Source organism: Curtobacterium sp. MCLR17_058, assembly GCF_003234705.2.
In the GTDB taxonomy this organism is placed as follows: Bacteria; Actinomycetota; Actinomycetes; order Actinomycetales; family Microbacteriaceae; genus Curtobacterium; species Curtobacterium flaccumfaciens.
The window spans coordinates 3,280,441-3,294,046 of the sequence record NZ_CP126262.1 but is presented as its reverse complement, the minus strand read 5'-3'; the positions used below and the strand labels follow the sequence as shown (position 1 = coordinate 3,294,046).

Genomic DNA, 13,606 nt, shown 5'->3' with positions numbered 1-13,606 from the left:
AGAGAGGCCGTCCGGTTCCGCCTACAGTGTCGGATGTGTGGCGAGCGGACAGGGTGACCGACGGTGAGGACGACGTGAACGACGACGTCCCCGTCGAGGGTGCCCGCGCGCGCCCCGACGACGATCGAGACGAGCAGCAGGACGTGGACCAGGAACGGACCGACGACGAGCCGGACCGCACGCTCCGCCCGGAGCTGCAGATGACGAGCCCGCAGGCGATCAGCCTCGGCGACCCGCGGTTGCAGGCCGGCAACGCGGCCGAACCGACGTGGGACGGCTGGCGCACCCAGCTGACCGGTGTCGGCGGCACGAGCCCGCTCACGCACTTCAGCGACCACCCGCGCGCCCGCATCGAGCTCTCGACCACCCACCCGGGCGGTCTCGCGCAGTTCATCACCGGCAAGACGACCCTGCTGTCCAGCCTGATCCGCGACGAGGTGGCGCTCCGTGCCGCCCGCGTGGCCGCCGGACACGTCGAGGCGAAGGGCACCGAGCTGGCCACCGTGCGCGGCATCGACGCCGTGAAGCTCGGCATCGGCATGGCCGACTGGAAGCACGGCGACGAGCAGTTCCGCGGCCCGGTGCTCCTGCGTCCCCTGGCGATCCGCCGGCACGGACGCGACTTCGAGGTGCGCCTGCTCGGCGAACCGGTGCTCAACCCGGGCCTCGCCGACGCGCTGCACGAGCAGTTCGGGGTCATCCTCGACGCGCAGTCCTTCGTGGCCCTCGCGCAGCAGGACGGCTCGTTCACGCCGAACCCCGTCATCGACCGCCTGCGTGGCCTGACCGCGCACATCCCCGGCTTCTCGGTGCACGCACGCCTCGTGGTGTCCACCTTCGCCGAGGTCGCGACCGGCATGGTCGAGGACACCGGCGACCTGTCGCACCCCGTGCTCGACGCCCTCGCCGGCAACCCGAGCGCGAAGTGGCAGGTCGAGCAGTCCTACCACCCGGTCGAGCAGACCCCGTCGGACGAGCGCAGCCCGGAGACCGACACGCTCCTGCTCGACGCCGACGACGAGCAGGAGAACGTGATCGCGCAGATCACGGCCGGCAACTCCATCGTCGTGAAGACCCTGCCCGGCACCGGTGGCACGCAGACCATCGTGAACGCCCTGGGTGGCCTGGTCGCCGCGAACAAGCGCGTGCTCGTCGTGAGCCCGCGCCGCGCCACCCTGCGGGGCATCGCCGCCCGCTTCGGCGAGGTCCAGCTGCCCGGGGTCGCGGTCACGCCGTCGACCCTGCGCCGTGACGTCGTCCGTGCCATCGCCCGGAACGAGAAGGCCGCGCGTCCGAACCTCCGCGAGGTCGACGACGCCCTGGTCCGCCTGCGCAAGGTGCTCAAGGACTACCGGGGCTCGCTCACCCGCAAGGACCCCGACTTCGGCGTCTCGGTGCTCGACTGCCTGGTGGAGCTGTCGCGCCTGTCGCTGCTGCCCGTCGCCCCGTCGACCACCGCGCGCCTGTCGAAGCAGTCCGTCGCCTCGATGGTCGAGGGCCGCTCGCGCGTCGCCGAGACGATGGTCAGCGCCGCGAACCTCGGTGAGTTCCGCTACGGCCCCGACGACTCGCCCTGGTACGGCGCGAAGTTCGGTTCGAGCGACGGTGCCCAGCGTGCGCACCGCATCGCGAAGGACCTCGACGCCGACGGCCTGCCGACCCTGCTCCGCCGCGCCCACGACCTGGTGAGCTCGACGCACATGCGCCAGTTCACGACGATCAACGAGCTCGGCATCTACCTGCGCCTGCTCACCGAGATCCGTGACACGCTCGACCGCTTCCTGCCGGTGGTCTTCGACCGCTCGGTGTCCGAGCTCGTGGCCGCCACCGCCCCCCGCGGCGAGGGCGCTCCGATGTCGTCGACGAACCGTCGCCGGCTCAAGAAGCTCGCCCGCGAGTACGTCCGTCCGGGCGTGCACGTGTCCGACCTGCACGAGGCCCTGACCCGCGTCCAGCAGCAGCGGGTGCTCTGGCAGCGCTACGTCGCCGCCGGCGTGAACCCCGAGGTACCCACCGGCATCGCCGACGTCCAGGTGCTGTTCTCGAACGTCGCCGAGGACCTCGCGCGCCTCGACGAGCCGCTGGGCCGCACCGAGCGTGACCGCCAGCTCGCGAACACCCCGGTCGACCAGCTCGTCCCGACCATCGCCGAGCTCGCCGCCGAGTCCGACGTCCTGCACAACCTGCAGGAGCGCACCGAGCTCATGCAGACCCTGCGCGACCTGCAGCTCGAGCCGCTCATCACCGACCTGGCGAACCGGCACGTGCCGGACGTGCAGGTGCCGGCCGAGCTCGAGCTCGCCTGGTGGCAGTCCGCCCTCGAGACCATGCTCGAGTCCGACCGTGCCCTGCTCGGTGCCAACACCGACATGCTCGACCGGGTCGAGGCCGACTTCCGCCTGGTGGACGACGCCCACGCGGCCGGGGTCTCCCAGGGCCTGGCGTGGCAGCTCGCCGAGAACTGGAAGGTCGGTCTCGTCGACTGGCCCGAAGAAGCGACTGCGCTCAAGACCCAGCTCCGCGACGGCGCGATCACCTCGCGCCTGCTGCAGGACTCCGCACCGCACCTGTCCCGGTCGATCGCACCCGTCTGGCTCGCCAGCCCGTACGAGGTGCCGCAGATCGCCGACACGATGCCGTTCGACACCGTGATCCTGGTCGACGCCGGTGCCGTGACGATCGCCGAGACCGTCGGTGCCGTCCGCCGTGCCCGCCAGACCGTCGTGTTCGGCGACCCGGTCACCCAGACGCCGTCGCCGTTCCGCATCGCCGTGGACCCCGAGCACCGGGCGCTGCAGGTCGACGAGGGCACGCTCGACGCGTTCCACGCCGACTCCGCCCTGGCGAAGCTGTCCACCCTGCTGCCGACCTTGTCCCTGTCGCGGTCGTACCGCGCCGGCGGCGAGGACCTGGCCGAGCTCGTGAACCGTCGCTTCTACGGCGGCAAGATCGAGTCCCTGCCGTGGGCCGGCTCGTTCCTCGGCCACGGCTCGATCGCGCTCGACTACGTCAGCGACGGCAAGGCCGTGCCCGACCCCGAGTCCGGCGCCGTCGAGAGCGTCGACGCCGAGGTGGACCGCGTGGTCCGCCTCGTCATCGACCACGCCCGCACCCGACCCACCGAGTCGCTCATGGTCATCACCGCCTCGGCGAAGCACGCCGTGCGCGTCGAGCAGGCCGTGCTGACCGCCGCCCAGGGCCACAAGGACCTGACCGAGTTCGTCATCGGCGACCGTGCCGAGCCGTTCATCGTGGCGACGCTCGAGCAGTCGGTGGCGCAGAGCCGCGACCGCGTCGTGTTCTCCATCGGCTACGGCCGGACCCCGCACGGCCGTGTGCTGCGCGACTTCGGTCCGCTCGGCAAGCCCGGCGGCGAGCGGCTGCTGGCGGTCGCCATGACCCGCGCGCGTCGCTCGATGGTCATCGTCACCTGCTTCCAGCCGTCGGACATCGAGGCCGAGCGAATGGGCCACGGCACCGTCGCCCTCGCCGAGATCCTGGCCGAGGTGCGTGCCCGCACCACCGCCGAGTACGTGCCGGACGACTCCGACCCGCTGCTCGTCGACCTGGCCCGGCGCCTCGAGATGCGTGGCATCCCGGTCGCGCTCGGACACCGCGGCAAGCTCGGCCTCGTCGCCGCGCACGGCGGGGTCTGCGTCACGATCGAGACCGACGCGTCGCTCGTCAAGGGATCGCTGCGCGAGTCCCTGCGCCTGCGCCCCGAGGTCCTCCGCCGACTCGGCTGGCACTACGTGCGCGTGCACGCGTTCCAGCTGTTCTCCGACCCGGACCGCGTCGCCGACACCGTCGCGTCCGTGCTCGGGGTCGACCGCGGTGCCACGCAGGAGATCTCGATCCCACCGATCCCCGCCCGCCGATGAGCCGCCGGGCCTCGCGGCCCGCCGGTCCGGTGACGCCGGAGACGGACCAGCTGGTGGGCACGTGGACGCGAGTCGACGACGTGTCGTCAGCCGTGCCTCCCGTCCGTCCCGCCGCTGACGGAGGCGAGACGGCGGACCAGCCGGGAGGCCCGGTGCGGCGCCGCAGACGCGTCACCACCCAGCCGGTGGCGGGCTACGACCCGACGCCGCCACCGGAACCGGCGCGGCACCGCGACGGTGAGAACGACGACCAGCTCCGGCGCGACGTCCCCCCGCACTGGTAACCGGTAGCCTGGCCCGTGATGACTGACACCGCGCGGCAGCGCCCCGACTGGCAGACCTGGCCGAACCTGATCACGCTGTTCCGCCTCGTGCTGATCCCGGTGTTCATCGGCCTCGTCGTCGTCGGCCACCCGGGGTGGGCGCTCGTCGCCCTCGTCGTGATCGGCGTGAGCGACTGGGCGGACGGCTTCATCGCCCGCAAGTTCGACCAGGGATCCAAGCTCGGCAAGGCCATCGACCCCGTCGCCGACCGCCTGGCGATCATCGCGATCGTGCTGTCCCTGGTGCTCGTCGGCCTGCTGCCCTGGTGGGTGGTGGCCGTCGTCGTGCTCGTCGACCTGGTGCTCGTGGTCCTGTCGAGCGTGCTGTTCCACGGCAACCCGGACCTGGACGTCACGTGGACGGGCAAGATCCGCTCGGCCCTGCTGTTCGTCGGGCTGCCGGTGCTGCTGTTCTCCGCGGTGCACACCGTCGACGAGAACGCGCCGTGGGTCCGGGTTGTGGCCCTGGTGTTCGTCTACCTCGGTACCGCGGGCCACGTGCTCGCCGGCGCGCAGTACGCCGTCGCGATGTTCGCGAAGCGCCGCGCGGTCCCCGCCGCCTGACGGGCCCCTCTTCGCAAAACACCGGTGTTCACGCTGCGCACCGCGGTTTGCGGGTGTGCAGAGCGGGAACACCGGTGTCTTGCGACGGCGCCGGGGCTAGAGCTTCGTCGAGCCGCCGATGCCGGGACCCTCGGGAGCGTTCGACGGGGCGATGTGCGCGCCCGTGCTGGTCGCGCCGCCGTTCTGCGGGCGGAGCAGGTCACGGATCTCGAGCAGCACCTCGACGTCGGTCGGGGGCACGTCCTGCGGGGTCTGCTCCTCGTCGTTCTTGACGCGCTCGAACGCCACCTTCTTCAGGTGGTTGACGGGCACGACGAGCGCGAAGTACACGACCGCGGCGACGATGACGAAGTTGATGACCGCGCCGATGATCGCGCCGAAGTAGAGCGTTGCGCCTTCACCGGAGACCGTCGGGATCTTGACCTTCAAGGCTTGGTCGAGGCTCGACGCGTTGAACACCGCACCGATGAGCGGGTTGATGAGGCTGGTGACGATCGTGCTGACGATCGCGGTGAACGCCGCACCGATGACGACTGCGACGGCCAGGTCGATGACGTTGCCGCGGAGCAGGAACTCCTTGAAGCCCTTCATGCGAGGGTCTCCTTCCGGGTCGAGGACGGCCGCCGAGTGGCGACGCGCCCCAACCTATCCGGAGAGCGCAGACCGCGTCAGGACGCGGCGGGCTTCGAGCCGCTGGGCTTCGACTCGGCCTTCTTCGCCGGCTCGGACTTCTTCGGCTCGGACTTCGCCGGGGCGCTCGACGAGCCCTCGGACTTCGGGGCCGGGCGCGAGTCGGTGCGGTAGAAGCCGCCGCCGTTGAAGGTCACGCCGACCGGGGAGAACACCTTGCGCAGGACGCCGCCGCAGACCGGGCACTCCGTCAGGGTGGCGTCGGAGAAGGACTGCTTGATGTCGAACGCGTTGTCGCACTCGGTGCAACGGTACGAGTAGGTGGGCACGTCAGCTCCGGAACGTGATGATGCGCGACGGCGTGATGATGCCGTCAACGGGTTCGTCGTGGGGTTCGCGCGGGACCTCGTCGAGGTACTCCGCGTCGAAGATCACAGCATAGACGGGCGGACGGTTCGCCATTGACCCGAGGGTCTTGTCGTAGTAGCCGCGCCCCCAGCCCATGCGGACGCCGTCGTGCCCGACCGCCGCCGCCGGGGCGAGGATCGCGTCGACGTCGTTGATCGCGAGCGGGGACAGGACCTCGCCGACGACCTCGGGCAGGCCGAGCAGGCTCTCGGTCTCGCTCTCGCCGTCGCCGACGGCCCAGTCGAGCAGCCCGTCCTCGCGGGTGATCGGCAGCAGCACGCGGATGCCCTGCCCGAACGCCCAGTTCAGGAAGGGCCGCACGTTCGGCTCGTCCGGTGCGGACAGGTACAGGGCGAGGGACGTCACCTGGCGCTCCTCGACGAAGCGCTGCAGGGTCGCGGTCAGGGTCTCGGTGTCCGCGTCGCGTTCGGTCGTGGTCCGGGTGCGCCGCCGCTGCCGGAGTTCGGCTCGCAGGGCGCGCTTCTCGTTCCCGAGATCGGCGATCATGCGCAGGAGTCTACCGAGGGGTGCGGTTGCGGCTTCCCGCCGGGAACACGCGGGGTCCCGTGTCCCCCGGAGCGACGACATGCCCTCGAAAGGGGGATCGGATACGGTCTGAGCATGGGCTTCCAGATTTCGAAGGCGGTGATCCCGGCCGCAGGGCTGGGTACCCGCTTCCTCCCCGCGACCAAGGCGATGCCGAAGGAGATGCTCCCCGTCGTCGACAAGCCGGCCATCCAGTACGTGGTGGAAGAGGCTGTCGGTGCCGGGCTGACCGACGTGCTGATGATCACCGGGCGCAACAAGAACGCGCTCGAGAACCACTTCGACCACGTGTCGGAGCTCGAGGAGACCCTCCGCAAGAAGGGCGACCACGAGAAGCTGCAGAAGGTGAACCAGTCGACGGACCTCGCCGACATGCACTACGTGCGACAGGGTGACCCGCTCGGCCTCGGCCACGCGGTGCTCCGCGCGAAGATGCACGTCGGCCGCGAGCCGTTCGCCGTGCTCCTCGGTGACGACATCATCGACGCTCGTGACCCGCTGCTCCAGCGCATGATCGAGGTCCAGGGCGAGAAGAACGCCACGATCGTGGCCCTGCTCGAGGTCCCCGAGTCGCAGACGCACCTGTACGGCATCGCCACGGTCGAGCCGACCGACACCGACGACGTGGTGAAGATCACCGGCCTCGTCGAGAAGCCCCCGCAGGGCGAAGCGCCCTCGAACCTGGCCATCATCGGCCGCTACGTCATCCGTCCCGAGGTCTTCGACGTCCTCGAGAAGCAGGAGCCGGGCAAGGGCGGCGAGATCCAGCTGACCGACGCGCTCATGAAGATGGCGAGCGCCGAAGAGTGGACCGGCGGCGTGTACGGCGTCGTGTTCCGTGGACGCCGGTACGACACGGGTGACAAACTCGACTACATCAAGGCGATCGTGCAGCTCGCCTCGGACCGCGATGACCTCGGCCCCGACCTCAAGTCGTGGCTGAAGGAGTTCAACGCGGGCGAATAGTCGGCCATCCCGCTCGGGTCCGGTGATCACGGACCCGGGCGGGACACCCCGTCCCGCACCGGGGCGGGACCCCGGAGGAACCCAGCGATGACGACGATCCCGACCCTGTCCCACGGGCGGGTCACCATCCGGCCCCTCCGGCTCCGCGACACCCGCGACCTCGACGCGGCACTCGCGACGAACCGTTCGTGGCTCCGCACCTGGGAGGCCACGAACCCCTCCGGACACGTCTCCACCGACGTCCGGGGCAGCATCCGCGCGCTCCAGGCCAACGCCCGCGCGGGACTCGGACTCCCGTTCGCGATGGAGCTCGACGGCCGCTTCGTCGGGCAGCTCAACGTCTCCGGCATCTCCTACGGCTCGCTCGCGAGTGCCTCCATCGGCTACTGGGTCGTCGAGGACGCCGCAGGCCACAACGTGACGCCGATCTCCGTCGCCCTCGCCGTCGACCACTGCTTCCGCTCGCTCGGCGTGCACCGGATCGAGATCTGCATCCGGCCGGAGAACGCCCCGAGCCTGCGCGTCGTCGAGAAGCTCGGCTTCCGGTACGAGGGTCTCCGTCGCCGCTACATCCACATCAACGGGGACTGGCGCGACCACTTCTGCTTCGCGCTGGTGGCCGAAGAGGTCCGCGGGGGCGTCCTCGAGCGCTGGGTGCAGGGGCAGGTGCCGCCCGGCGTGGGGGCCGTGCCGCTCGCCGCACGCGACGAGGCGGCGATGCCGCTGGACACGACGCCCCGCATCTGACGTCCCACGTCTGACGGGCCTGGAGGCGCGGCTCGCCTCCCACGGATTCCGTCCCGACACGCGCAACACGCGTCCGGCAATGACGCGGCGCGGGAACCGCCGCCCCTACCGTGTTCGCATGGCAGGAATCGGCTCGTGGGGTGGCGGCATCGTCCTGCTCGTCGCGGCCGTCCTCTGGCTCGTCTACCTGATGCCGTCGTGGGCCGCCCGCCGCCAGTACCTGGCCACCGAGCGGAACGCCATCCGGCTGCAGCAGACCCTCCGGATCCTCGCGCAGACCGCCGAGCTGCCGGACGAGGTCCGCATCGAGATGAACGCGAAGTCCCTCGCCCAGGCGCAGCGCGTCGCACGGTCCGAAGAGGCCAAGCGCACCGCCATCGTCCGAGCCCACGAGGCCGCGCGGCAGCGTGAGATCACCCGCCGCCTGGCCGAGCAGGCCCCGGTGCTCGAGCGGGCGTCCGCCGTGCCGGCCCTGACCGCGATGCGCATGCGTCGTTCCCGGCTCGGGGCGACCCTGTTCGGCACGCTCGGCGTCGTCATCGCCCTCGTGGTCTTCGTCGCGGCACCCTCGCTCTGGCTCGTCGGTGTCGCCGGACTCGTCGCCGCCGGTGGGTCCGCAGCGGTCCTGGCCCAGCTGCACCAGGTGGCGACGGCACGGAAGCAGCGTCTCGCGGCCGCCGAGACGGGCGCGACCCGCGCCTCCCGGCCGTCCACCGCCTGGACGGACCCGGCGCCGCCCCTGTCGACCGAGCAGCCTGCTGAGCCCGCAGCAGACCGCTCCTGGACCCCGAACCACGTTCCGAAGCCCCTCTACGTGGAGCGGCCGGCTGCTCCGGCCGTCTCGCCCGAGTCGTCGGCGGAACTCGCTGCCCGCCTGAAGGAGCGCGTCGCCGCAGCCAAGGCGGAAGCCGAGGCCGAAGCGGCCGCGATCCGCGCCGGGGAGTCCGACCCGTCGCTGGCGCGGGTGTCGCGGATGCGACCCGAACTCGAAGAGGCTGCGGCGTCGCTGTCCGCGCACGACCAGGGGCGTCTGGCCGAACGGCTCGGGCTCCGGGCCCCCGCCGCCCCTGCCGCGTCGGCCGGCGTTGCTCCTGCTGCTCCTGCCGCTCCTGCTCCCGCTGATGAGCCCGCCGGGCCGCCGAGCAAGTGGGCCGGCATGGGTGTCCTCGACGACGACGCCTACCAGCAGGCCGACCTCGACGCGATCATGCGACGGCGCCGCGCAGTCTGACCCGCGGCACGCCCGAAGGCCCACCTGCGATTTCGGCTGGGCCGAACGAGGGTGCTAGTGTGGTCGAGCACTTGGGGCTATGGCGCAGTTGGTAGCGCGTCTCGTTCGCAATGAGAAGGTCAGGGGTTCGAATCCCCTTAGCTCCACCAGGTAGCAACCACGAGAACGGCCCGCAACCCACAGGTTCCGGGCCGTTCTGTCGTTGGCGGACGTGTCGAGGGGATCGTCCTCCACAGGCAGAGTCAGGTGGATCGTTCGACACAGTTCACGGACAGGGGTGGTGTGTTGTCCAACGCACCGCCCTAGACTCCCCGTGCGCCGGTGGGGCGCGGCCGACCTGTTCGGCCCGATCAGGGGGAGAGCATGTTCCGTATCAGTCGTCTCGTCGCGACCATCGCGACCACGGTGGTGGTGGCCGCCGGCATCGCCGTCGCCGGCCCGTCGTCGGGTGCATCCGCAGCGGTCACGCCGCTGGGTGTCGACATCTCCTGGCCGCAGTGCGGCAGCCAGGTGCCGACCGACCAGGCGTTCGGCATCGTCGGCGTGAACGGCTCGCTCGGCAACCAGACGAACCCGTGTCTCGCCGAACAGCTCGCCTGGTCGGCGAAGTCCGTCGGGGGTTCGGCCCAGCCGAAGACGCAGCTGTACGCGCTGTTCGCCAACCCGGGCCTCAAGGCGTCGGTCTGGCCCACGTCGAACCGCTACCAGGGCACGGTGCCCACCAACCCGTTCGGCAAGTGCGTGACCAAGGGCGGCAAGAAGCAGGTCACCCTGGCGTGCTCGTTCATGTACGGCTACGCCCGTGGGTACGACGACGTCCAGAGCCGTGGCGTCCCGAACCCGTCCGCCTACCGCTGGTGGATCGACGTCGAGACGGGTCTGTCCTACCAGCGCGACACCGCCCAGAACCGCGCGGCGATGCAGGGCATGATCGTCGGGCTCAAGACGGCCGGCGTGAAGCGGATCGGCCTCTACTCGACCACTTCGCAGTGGAAGACCATCGCCGGCACGGTCAAGTCGAACAGCCCGCTCTACGGCCGGTCGAACTGGATCGCGCTCGGCAAGAGCACGGTCACCAAGGCGCGGAAGGCCTGCTCCGGCACCCCGCTGCCCGGTGGCACCATCGCGATGGTCCAGGTCGTGGTGCCCTACGGGTCCGGCAGCATCGACCGCAACGTCTCCTGCACGTGATCGCACTGCCGTGAAGTCGTGACGTCGTGATAGACGGGAGGCCCGGTGCCAGCTGGCACCGGGCCTCCCGTCCGTCTGTGGGTCGCGTCGGACCCGTCCCCGCCGTCGAGGTGTCAGCCGGCGATGCTCTCCGTCAGCACGCCGGACTGCGCGAAGGTGGTGTGGATCGCGTTCGCGGCCTGCTCGAAGGCACGGTTGCCGCGCGAGATGCCGAGCGCTCCACCCTTGATCGCGGACTTGCCCGAGCCGCGCAGCAGTCGGGCGACCGTGCGGCCGTCCGGGGCGATCATGATCTGCACGTCCAGGCGGGTGTGGAACGTGCGGTCGTTCGCCATGCCGCCGATGAGGAGCGTCAGGCCGAGGCTGCCGCGGGTCGCACGGAGTGCCCCCTGCTCGGCGTCGTCGACGGTGTAGCCCTCGCGTGACAGCGCCTCACGCACCTGGGCACGGGCGGTCTCGGGGTCGGTGGCGACGAAGAAGTCGTGGCTCTCGGGCATGTGTGTTCCTTCCGAACGAGTCCGCTGGGACACGGAGGACGCTCGCCCCCGAAGACGATCATGCCGTGTCGGAACGACGGAGGTGTCGCTTACGCTGGTCGTGTCATGACTGCCTCGATGAACCGCCGCGCACTCCTGTCCCTCGCCGGCGTCGCCGGGATCGGGCTCGCCGTCGCGGCGTGCTCCTCCGGCAGCGACAAAGGCGGCGACTCGGGCAAGGGCTCGGGCGGCGGGCGTGGGAGCTCCGGGGGTGCGGACGCGACGTCCACCCTGACGGCGAAGCCCGTCGCGAAGGCCGTCACTCCGGCGCAGGTCCCGCTCGCCGGTGGCGTCACGATCACCGTGACGGGGACCGGACTTGCCGCCGTCAAGGGCGTCACCGTCGGCGGTGTCGCGGCACGCGATGTCACGGCGACCGCGTCGAAGGTGACCTTCACGGCCCCGCACCAGGCGATGTACACGGCCGGTGACGCCGACGTCGCGCTCTTCACCGCGGTGATCGAGCCCACCGCGTCGGCGAACCAGTCCTCTGACGGCAACGGCAGCGCCGCGAACGACGGGCAGAGCGGCGCCACCCAGGACACCGCGACGGCCACACCCGCCCCGACCGCCGCCGCGACGCCCGCTGCAGGCAGCGCGGTCGCTTCGACCACCCTGGCCTACGCCGCACTGACCGACGTCGACCGGCAGCTCGCCTACGCGATGCGGTACTGGAAGGACTACAACCTCGCCGAGTACGGCACGATGAACCCGATCGGCGGCGACTGCGCGAACTACGTCAGCCAGACGCTCATCGCCCGCGGGTGGGAGCAGCGGTCCGACTGGTACAACCGGTCAGCCGGTGCCGAGCACAGTGCGACGTGGACCTACTGCCCGACGATGGACCCGTGGCTCGAGACCAACGCGGCCGAGTTCGGACTCACCCGGCGTTCGTCGGACGAGCGCGACAAGGTGCAGGTCGGCGACATCGTGTTCTTCGACTGGAACGCCAACGGGTCACCGGACCACACCACCATCGTGTCCGAGGTCTTCACCGAGCCCGACGGCACCATCCGCATCAAGTCGGCGAGCCACAACCAGGACGGCCCCTACCGCGACCTCGACGAGATGATCACGGTGCAGCACCCCGGCGGATCGGCCTGGTTCCACACGTTCGACGCGTAGCGCTGTCGCGGCCGCAAGACACCGGTGTTCGCGCGTCGCGCCGCGGTCTGCGCGTGTTCAACCGGCGAACACCGGTGTCTTGCAGCGCCGACGGACAGCGTCGCTCACGGGTACCCGAGGAACCACAGCAGCACGATCGCGACCGGCTGCAGGCACACCCCGACGACCAGCCACGCCACCGTCCGCCGCCGTGTCCCCACGAACACGTCCGATCCGAGCAACGGCGCCATCGGCATGAGCAACCGCGGCAACGACTGCTGCGGCAGGAACACCGCCACCAGGTACAGCCCGTAGGACGCCGTGAACGCGAGCACGTCGGGGCCCAGTGCCCTGGTGCTCCTGCGTGAGAAGAACCACACCGCGCCGGCGAGCACCACGACGACGAGCACGATGCCGAGCGGCCCGAGCCACGTCCCCGCCATCGTGAACCATGGTGTCAGCGGCGCGAAGTGCTGCCGCCCGACGAACCCCACCCACCACGACAGCTCGGTGTCCAGGTACGCGTTCGGTCGCCCGGTCACGGCCGTCGCGATGACGGGCCACGCAAGTCCGGCAGCCGCGACGACCAGGCCGGTCACCACGATCGCGATCCGGTCGCGCCACGGGAACACTTCGGCAGCCCGCCCCGAGCGGTGCGCTCCGACCCACCGCACGACCAGGTGCACGGCCAGTGCCAGCGCCAGCGCGAGGACCCCGGGCTTCGTGAACGCCGCCACGACACCGAGCGGCGCGATCAGCCAGTACCGACGCCGCACCAGCGCCAGCAGCGCGCCGAACAGCAGCACGAGCAGCAGGCTCTCCGCGTAGGCGACCTGCAGCAGGAACCCAGTCGGCGCGAACGCGAACAGGGCCGTCGCCCAGCGGGCCCGGCGCGAGCAGCCGACGGCGAGCACCAGCCGGTACAGCAGCACGCAGGCGCCCGCTCCGGCGATCGACGCCACCACGACCCCGGCCACCCAGAACGAGGCGCCGGTCAGCGTCATCACGATCCGCACCACCGCGGGGAACACCGGCAGGAACGCCCACGCGTTCGGCAGGACGTGCCCGGAGTCGTCGACCGGCAGCGTCGCGGGGTAGCCGTGCTCGGCGATGGTCCGGTAGAACGAGGCGTCCCACGAGCCCGAGAACGTGAAGAACGAGGGGTCCTGCCGGTACGAGGCGAACGGCCAGCCGTTCGCGGTCGCCAGCAGGTACACGGTCGCCAGCAGCACCGTGCTGACCACCCGCGAGCCCGCCCAGATCAGCAGCGGTGCAGTCCAGGCGCTGCGCCGTCCGGTCAGCAGGCTGCGGAACCCCCGCCTGGAGGCCCGGCTCGCTTCCGCCACGCTCGTCACCCGCCCGATCCTCCCAGATCGCAGGCCGCGCCCCGCATCGCGGGCCGCCACCTGCCCGGCGCGAGGCAACCCGTGTGCATCGTGAGCAGTACTGGTCGAGTCCGTCTGCCGGACCCGACCATTC

12 protein-coding genes and 1 tRNA gene are annotated in these 13,606 nt (G+C 71.0%); 8 read left to right on the top strand and 5 right to left on the bottom strand.

The window, feature by feature from the left end:
- Nucleotides 1–53 precede the first annotated feature (53 nt).
- Together DEJ11_RS15515 and DEJ11_RS15510 are read left to right on the top strand one after the other, a co-directional pair.
- Nucleotides 54–3,881, top strand: a complete 3,828-nt coding sequence (locus DEJ11_RS15515) for an ATP-binding protein (protein ID WP_111038986.1) — start codon at nucleotides 54–56, stop codon at nucleotides 3,879–3,881.
- Nucleotides 3,882–4,183: 302 nt separating this feature from the next.
- Entirely contained in the window at nucleotides 4,184–4,768 is a 585-nt protein-coding gene (locus DEJ11_RS15510; protein WP_111105200.1) for a CDP-alcohol phosphatidyltransferase family protein, read from the top strand.
- Between the two features lie 96 nt (nucleotides 4,769–4,864).
- Here the strand turns inward: DEJ11_RS15510 and mscL are convergent, their stop codons facing one another.
- From mscL to DEJ11_RS15495, 3 genes are all read right to left on the bottom strand, one after another.
- On the bottom strand, nucleotides 4,865–5,359 hold the full coding sequence (gene mscL / locus DEJ11_RS15505; RefSeq protein WP_111105201.1) for a large conductance mechanosensitive channel protein MscL: 495 nt from the start codon (nucleotides 5,357–5,359) through the stop codon (nucleotides 4,865–4,867).
- Between the two features lie 77 nt (nucleotides 5,360–5,436).
- Complete coding sequence (locus DEJ11_RS15500) at nucleotides 5,437–5,727, bottom strand: FmdB family zinc ribbon protein (RefSeq protein ID WP_111030707.1); 291 nt, start codon at nucleotides 5,725–5,727, stop codon at nucleotides 5,437–5,439.
- A 1-nt stretch (nucleotide 5,728) separates the two neighbouring features.
- On the bottom strand, nucleotides 5,729–6,313 hold the full coding sequence (locus DEJ11_RS15495; RefSeq protein ID WP_111024332.1) for a 5-formyltetrahydrofolate cyclo-ligase: 585 nt from the start codon (nucleotides 6,311–6,313) through the stop codon (nucleotides 5,729–5,731).
- A gap of 114 nt (nucleotides 6,314–6,427) precedes the next feature.
- Here DEJ11_RS15495 and galU point away from each other — a divergent pair, with 114 nt between their 5' ends.
- The 5 genes from galU to DEJ11_RS15470 all read left to right on the top strand — a co-directional run bounded on the left by galU (nucleotide 6,428) and on the right by DEJ11_RS15470 (nucleotide 10,487).
- The gene (gene galU, locus DEJ11_RS15490) at nucleotides 6,428–7,318 is read left to right on the top strand and encodes a UTP--glucose-1-phosphate uridylyltransferase GalU (RefSeq protein ID WP_027466560.1); all 891 of its coding nucleotides are present in this window, start codon (nucleotides 6,428–6,430) and stop codon (nucleotides 7,316–7,318) included.
- Nucleotides 7,319–7,405: 87 nt separating this feature from the next.
- The gene (locus tag DEJ11_RS15485) at nucleotides 7,406–8,065 is read left to right on the top strand and encodes a GNAT family N-acetyltransferase (RefSeq protein ID WP_110865431.1); all 660 of its coding nucleotides are present in this window, start codon (nucleotides 7,406–7,408) and stop codon (nucleotides 8,063–8,065) included.
- A 118-nt stretch (nucleotides 8,066–8,183) separates the two neighbouring features.
- A complete protein-coding gene (locus tag DEJ11_RS15480) occupies nucleotides 8,184–9,296 on the top strand; it encodes a hypothetical protein (protein ID WP_111105202.1) in 1,113 nt (370 codons plus the stop codon).
- Nucleotides 9,297–9,369: 73 nt separating this feature from the next.
- Nucleotides 9,370–9,445: transfer RNA gene (locus DEJ11_RS15475), tRNA-Ala, on the top strand.
- Between the two features lie 214 nt (nucleotides 9,446–9,659).
- Nucleotides 9,660–10,487 (top strand): glycoside hydrolase family 25 domain-containing protein, encoded by an 828-nt coding sequence (locus DEJ11_RS15470; RefSeq protein WP_111105203.1) that lies wholly within the window; start codon nucleotides 9,660–9,662, stop codon nucleotides 10,485–10,487.
- Between the two features lie 113 nt (nucleotides 10,488–10,600).
- Here DEJ11_RS15470 and DEJ11_RS15465 read toward each other — a convergent pair whose 3' ends face one another.
- On the bottom strand, nucleotides 10,601–10,984 hold the full coding sequence (locus DEJ11_RS15465) for a response regulator (RefSeq protein ID WP_071405149.1): 384 nt from the start codon (nucleotides 10,982–10,984) through the stop codon (nucleotides 10,601–10,603).
- Between the two features lie 105 nt (nucleotides 10,985–11,089).
- On the opposite strand from DEJ11_RS15465, the gene DEJ11_RS15460 reads away from it, so the two are divergent.
- A complete protein-coding gene (locus DEJ11_RS15460; RefSeq protein ID WP_181440907.1) occupies nucleotides 11,090–12,148 on the top strand; it encodes an amidase domain-containing protein in 1,059 nt (352 codons plus the stop codon).
- A 104-nt stretch (nucleotides 12,149–12,252) separates the two neighbouring features.
- Here DEJ11_RS15460 and DEJ11_RS15455 read toward each other — a convergent pair whose 3' ends face one another.
- Complete coding sequence (locus DEJ11_RS15455) at nucleotides 12,253–13,482, bottom strand: putative hexosyltransferase (RefSeq protein WP_181440908.1); 1,230 nt, start codon at nucleotides 13,480–13,482, stop codon at nucleotides 12,253–12,255.
- Nucleotides 13,483–13,606 lie beyond the last annotated feature (124 nt).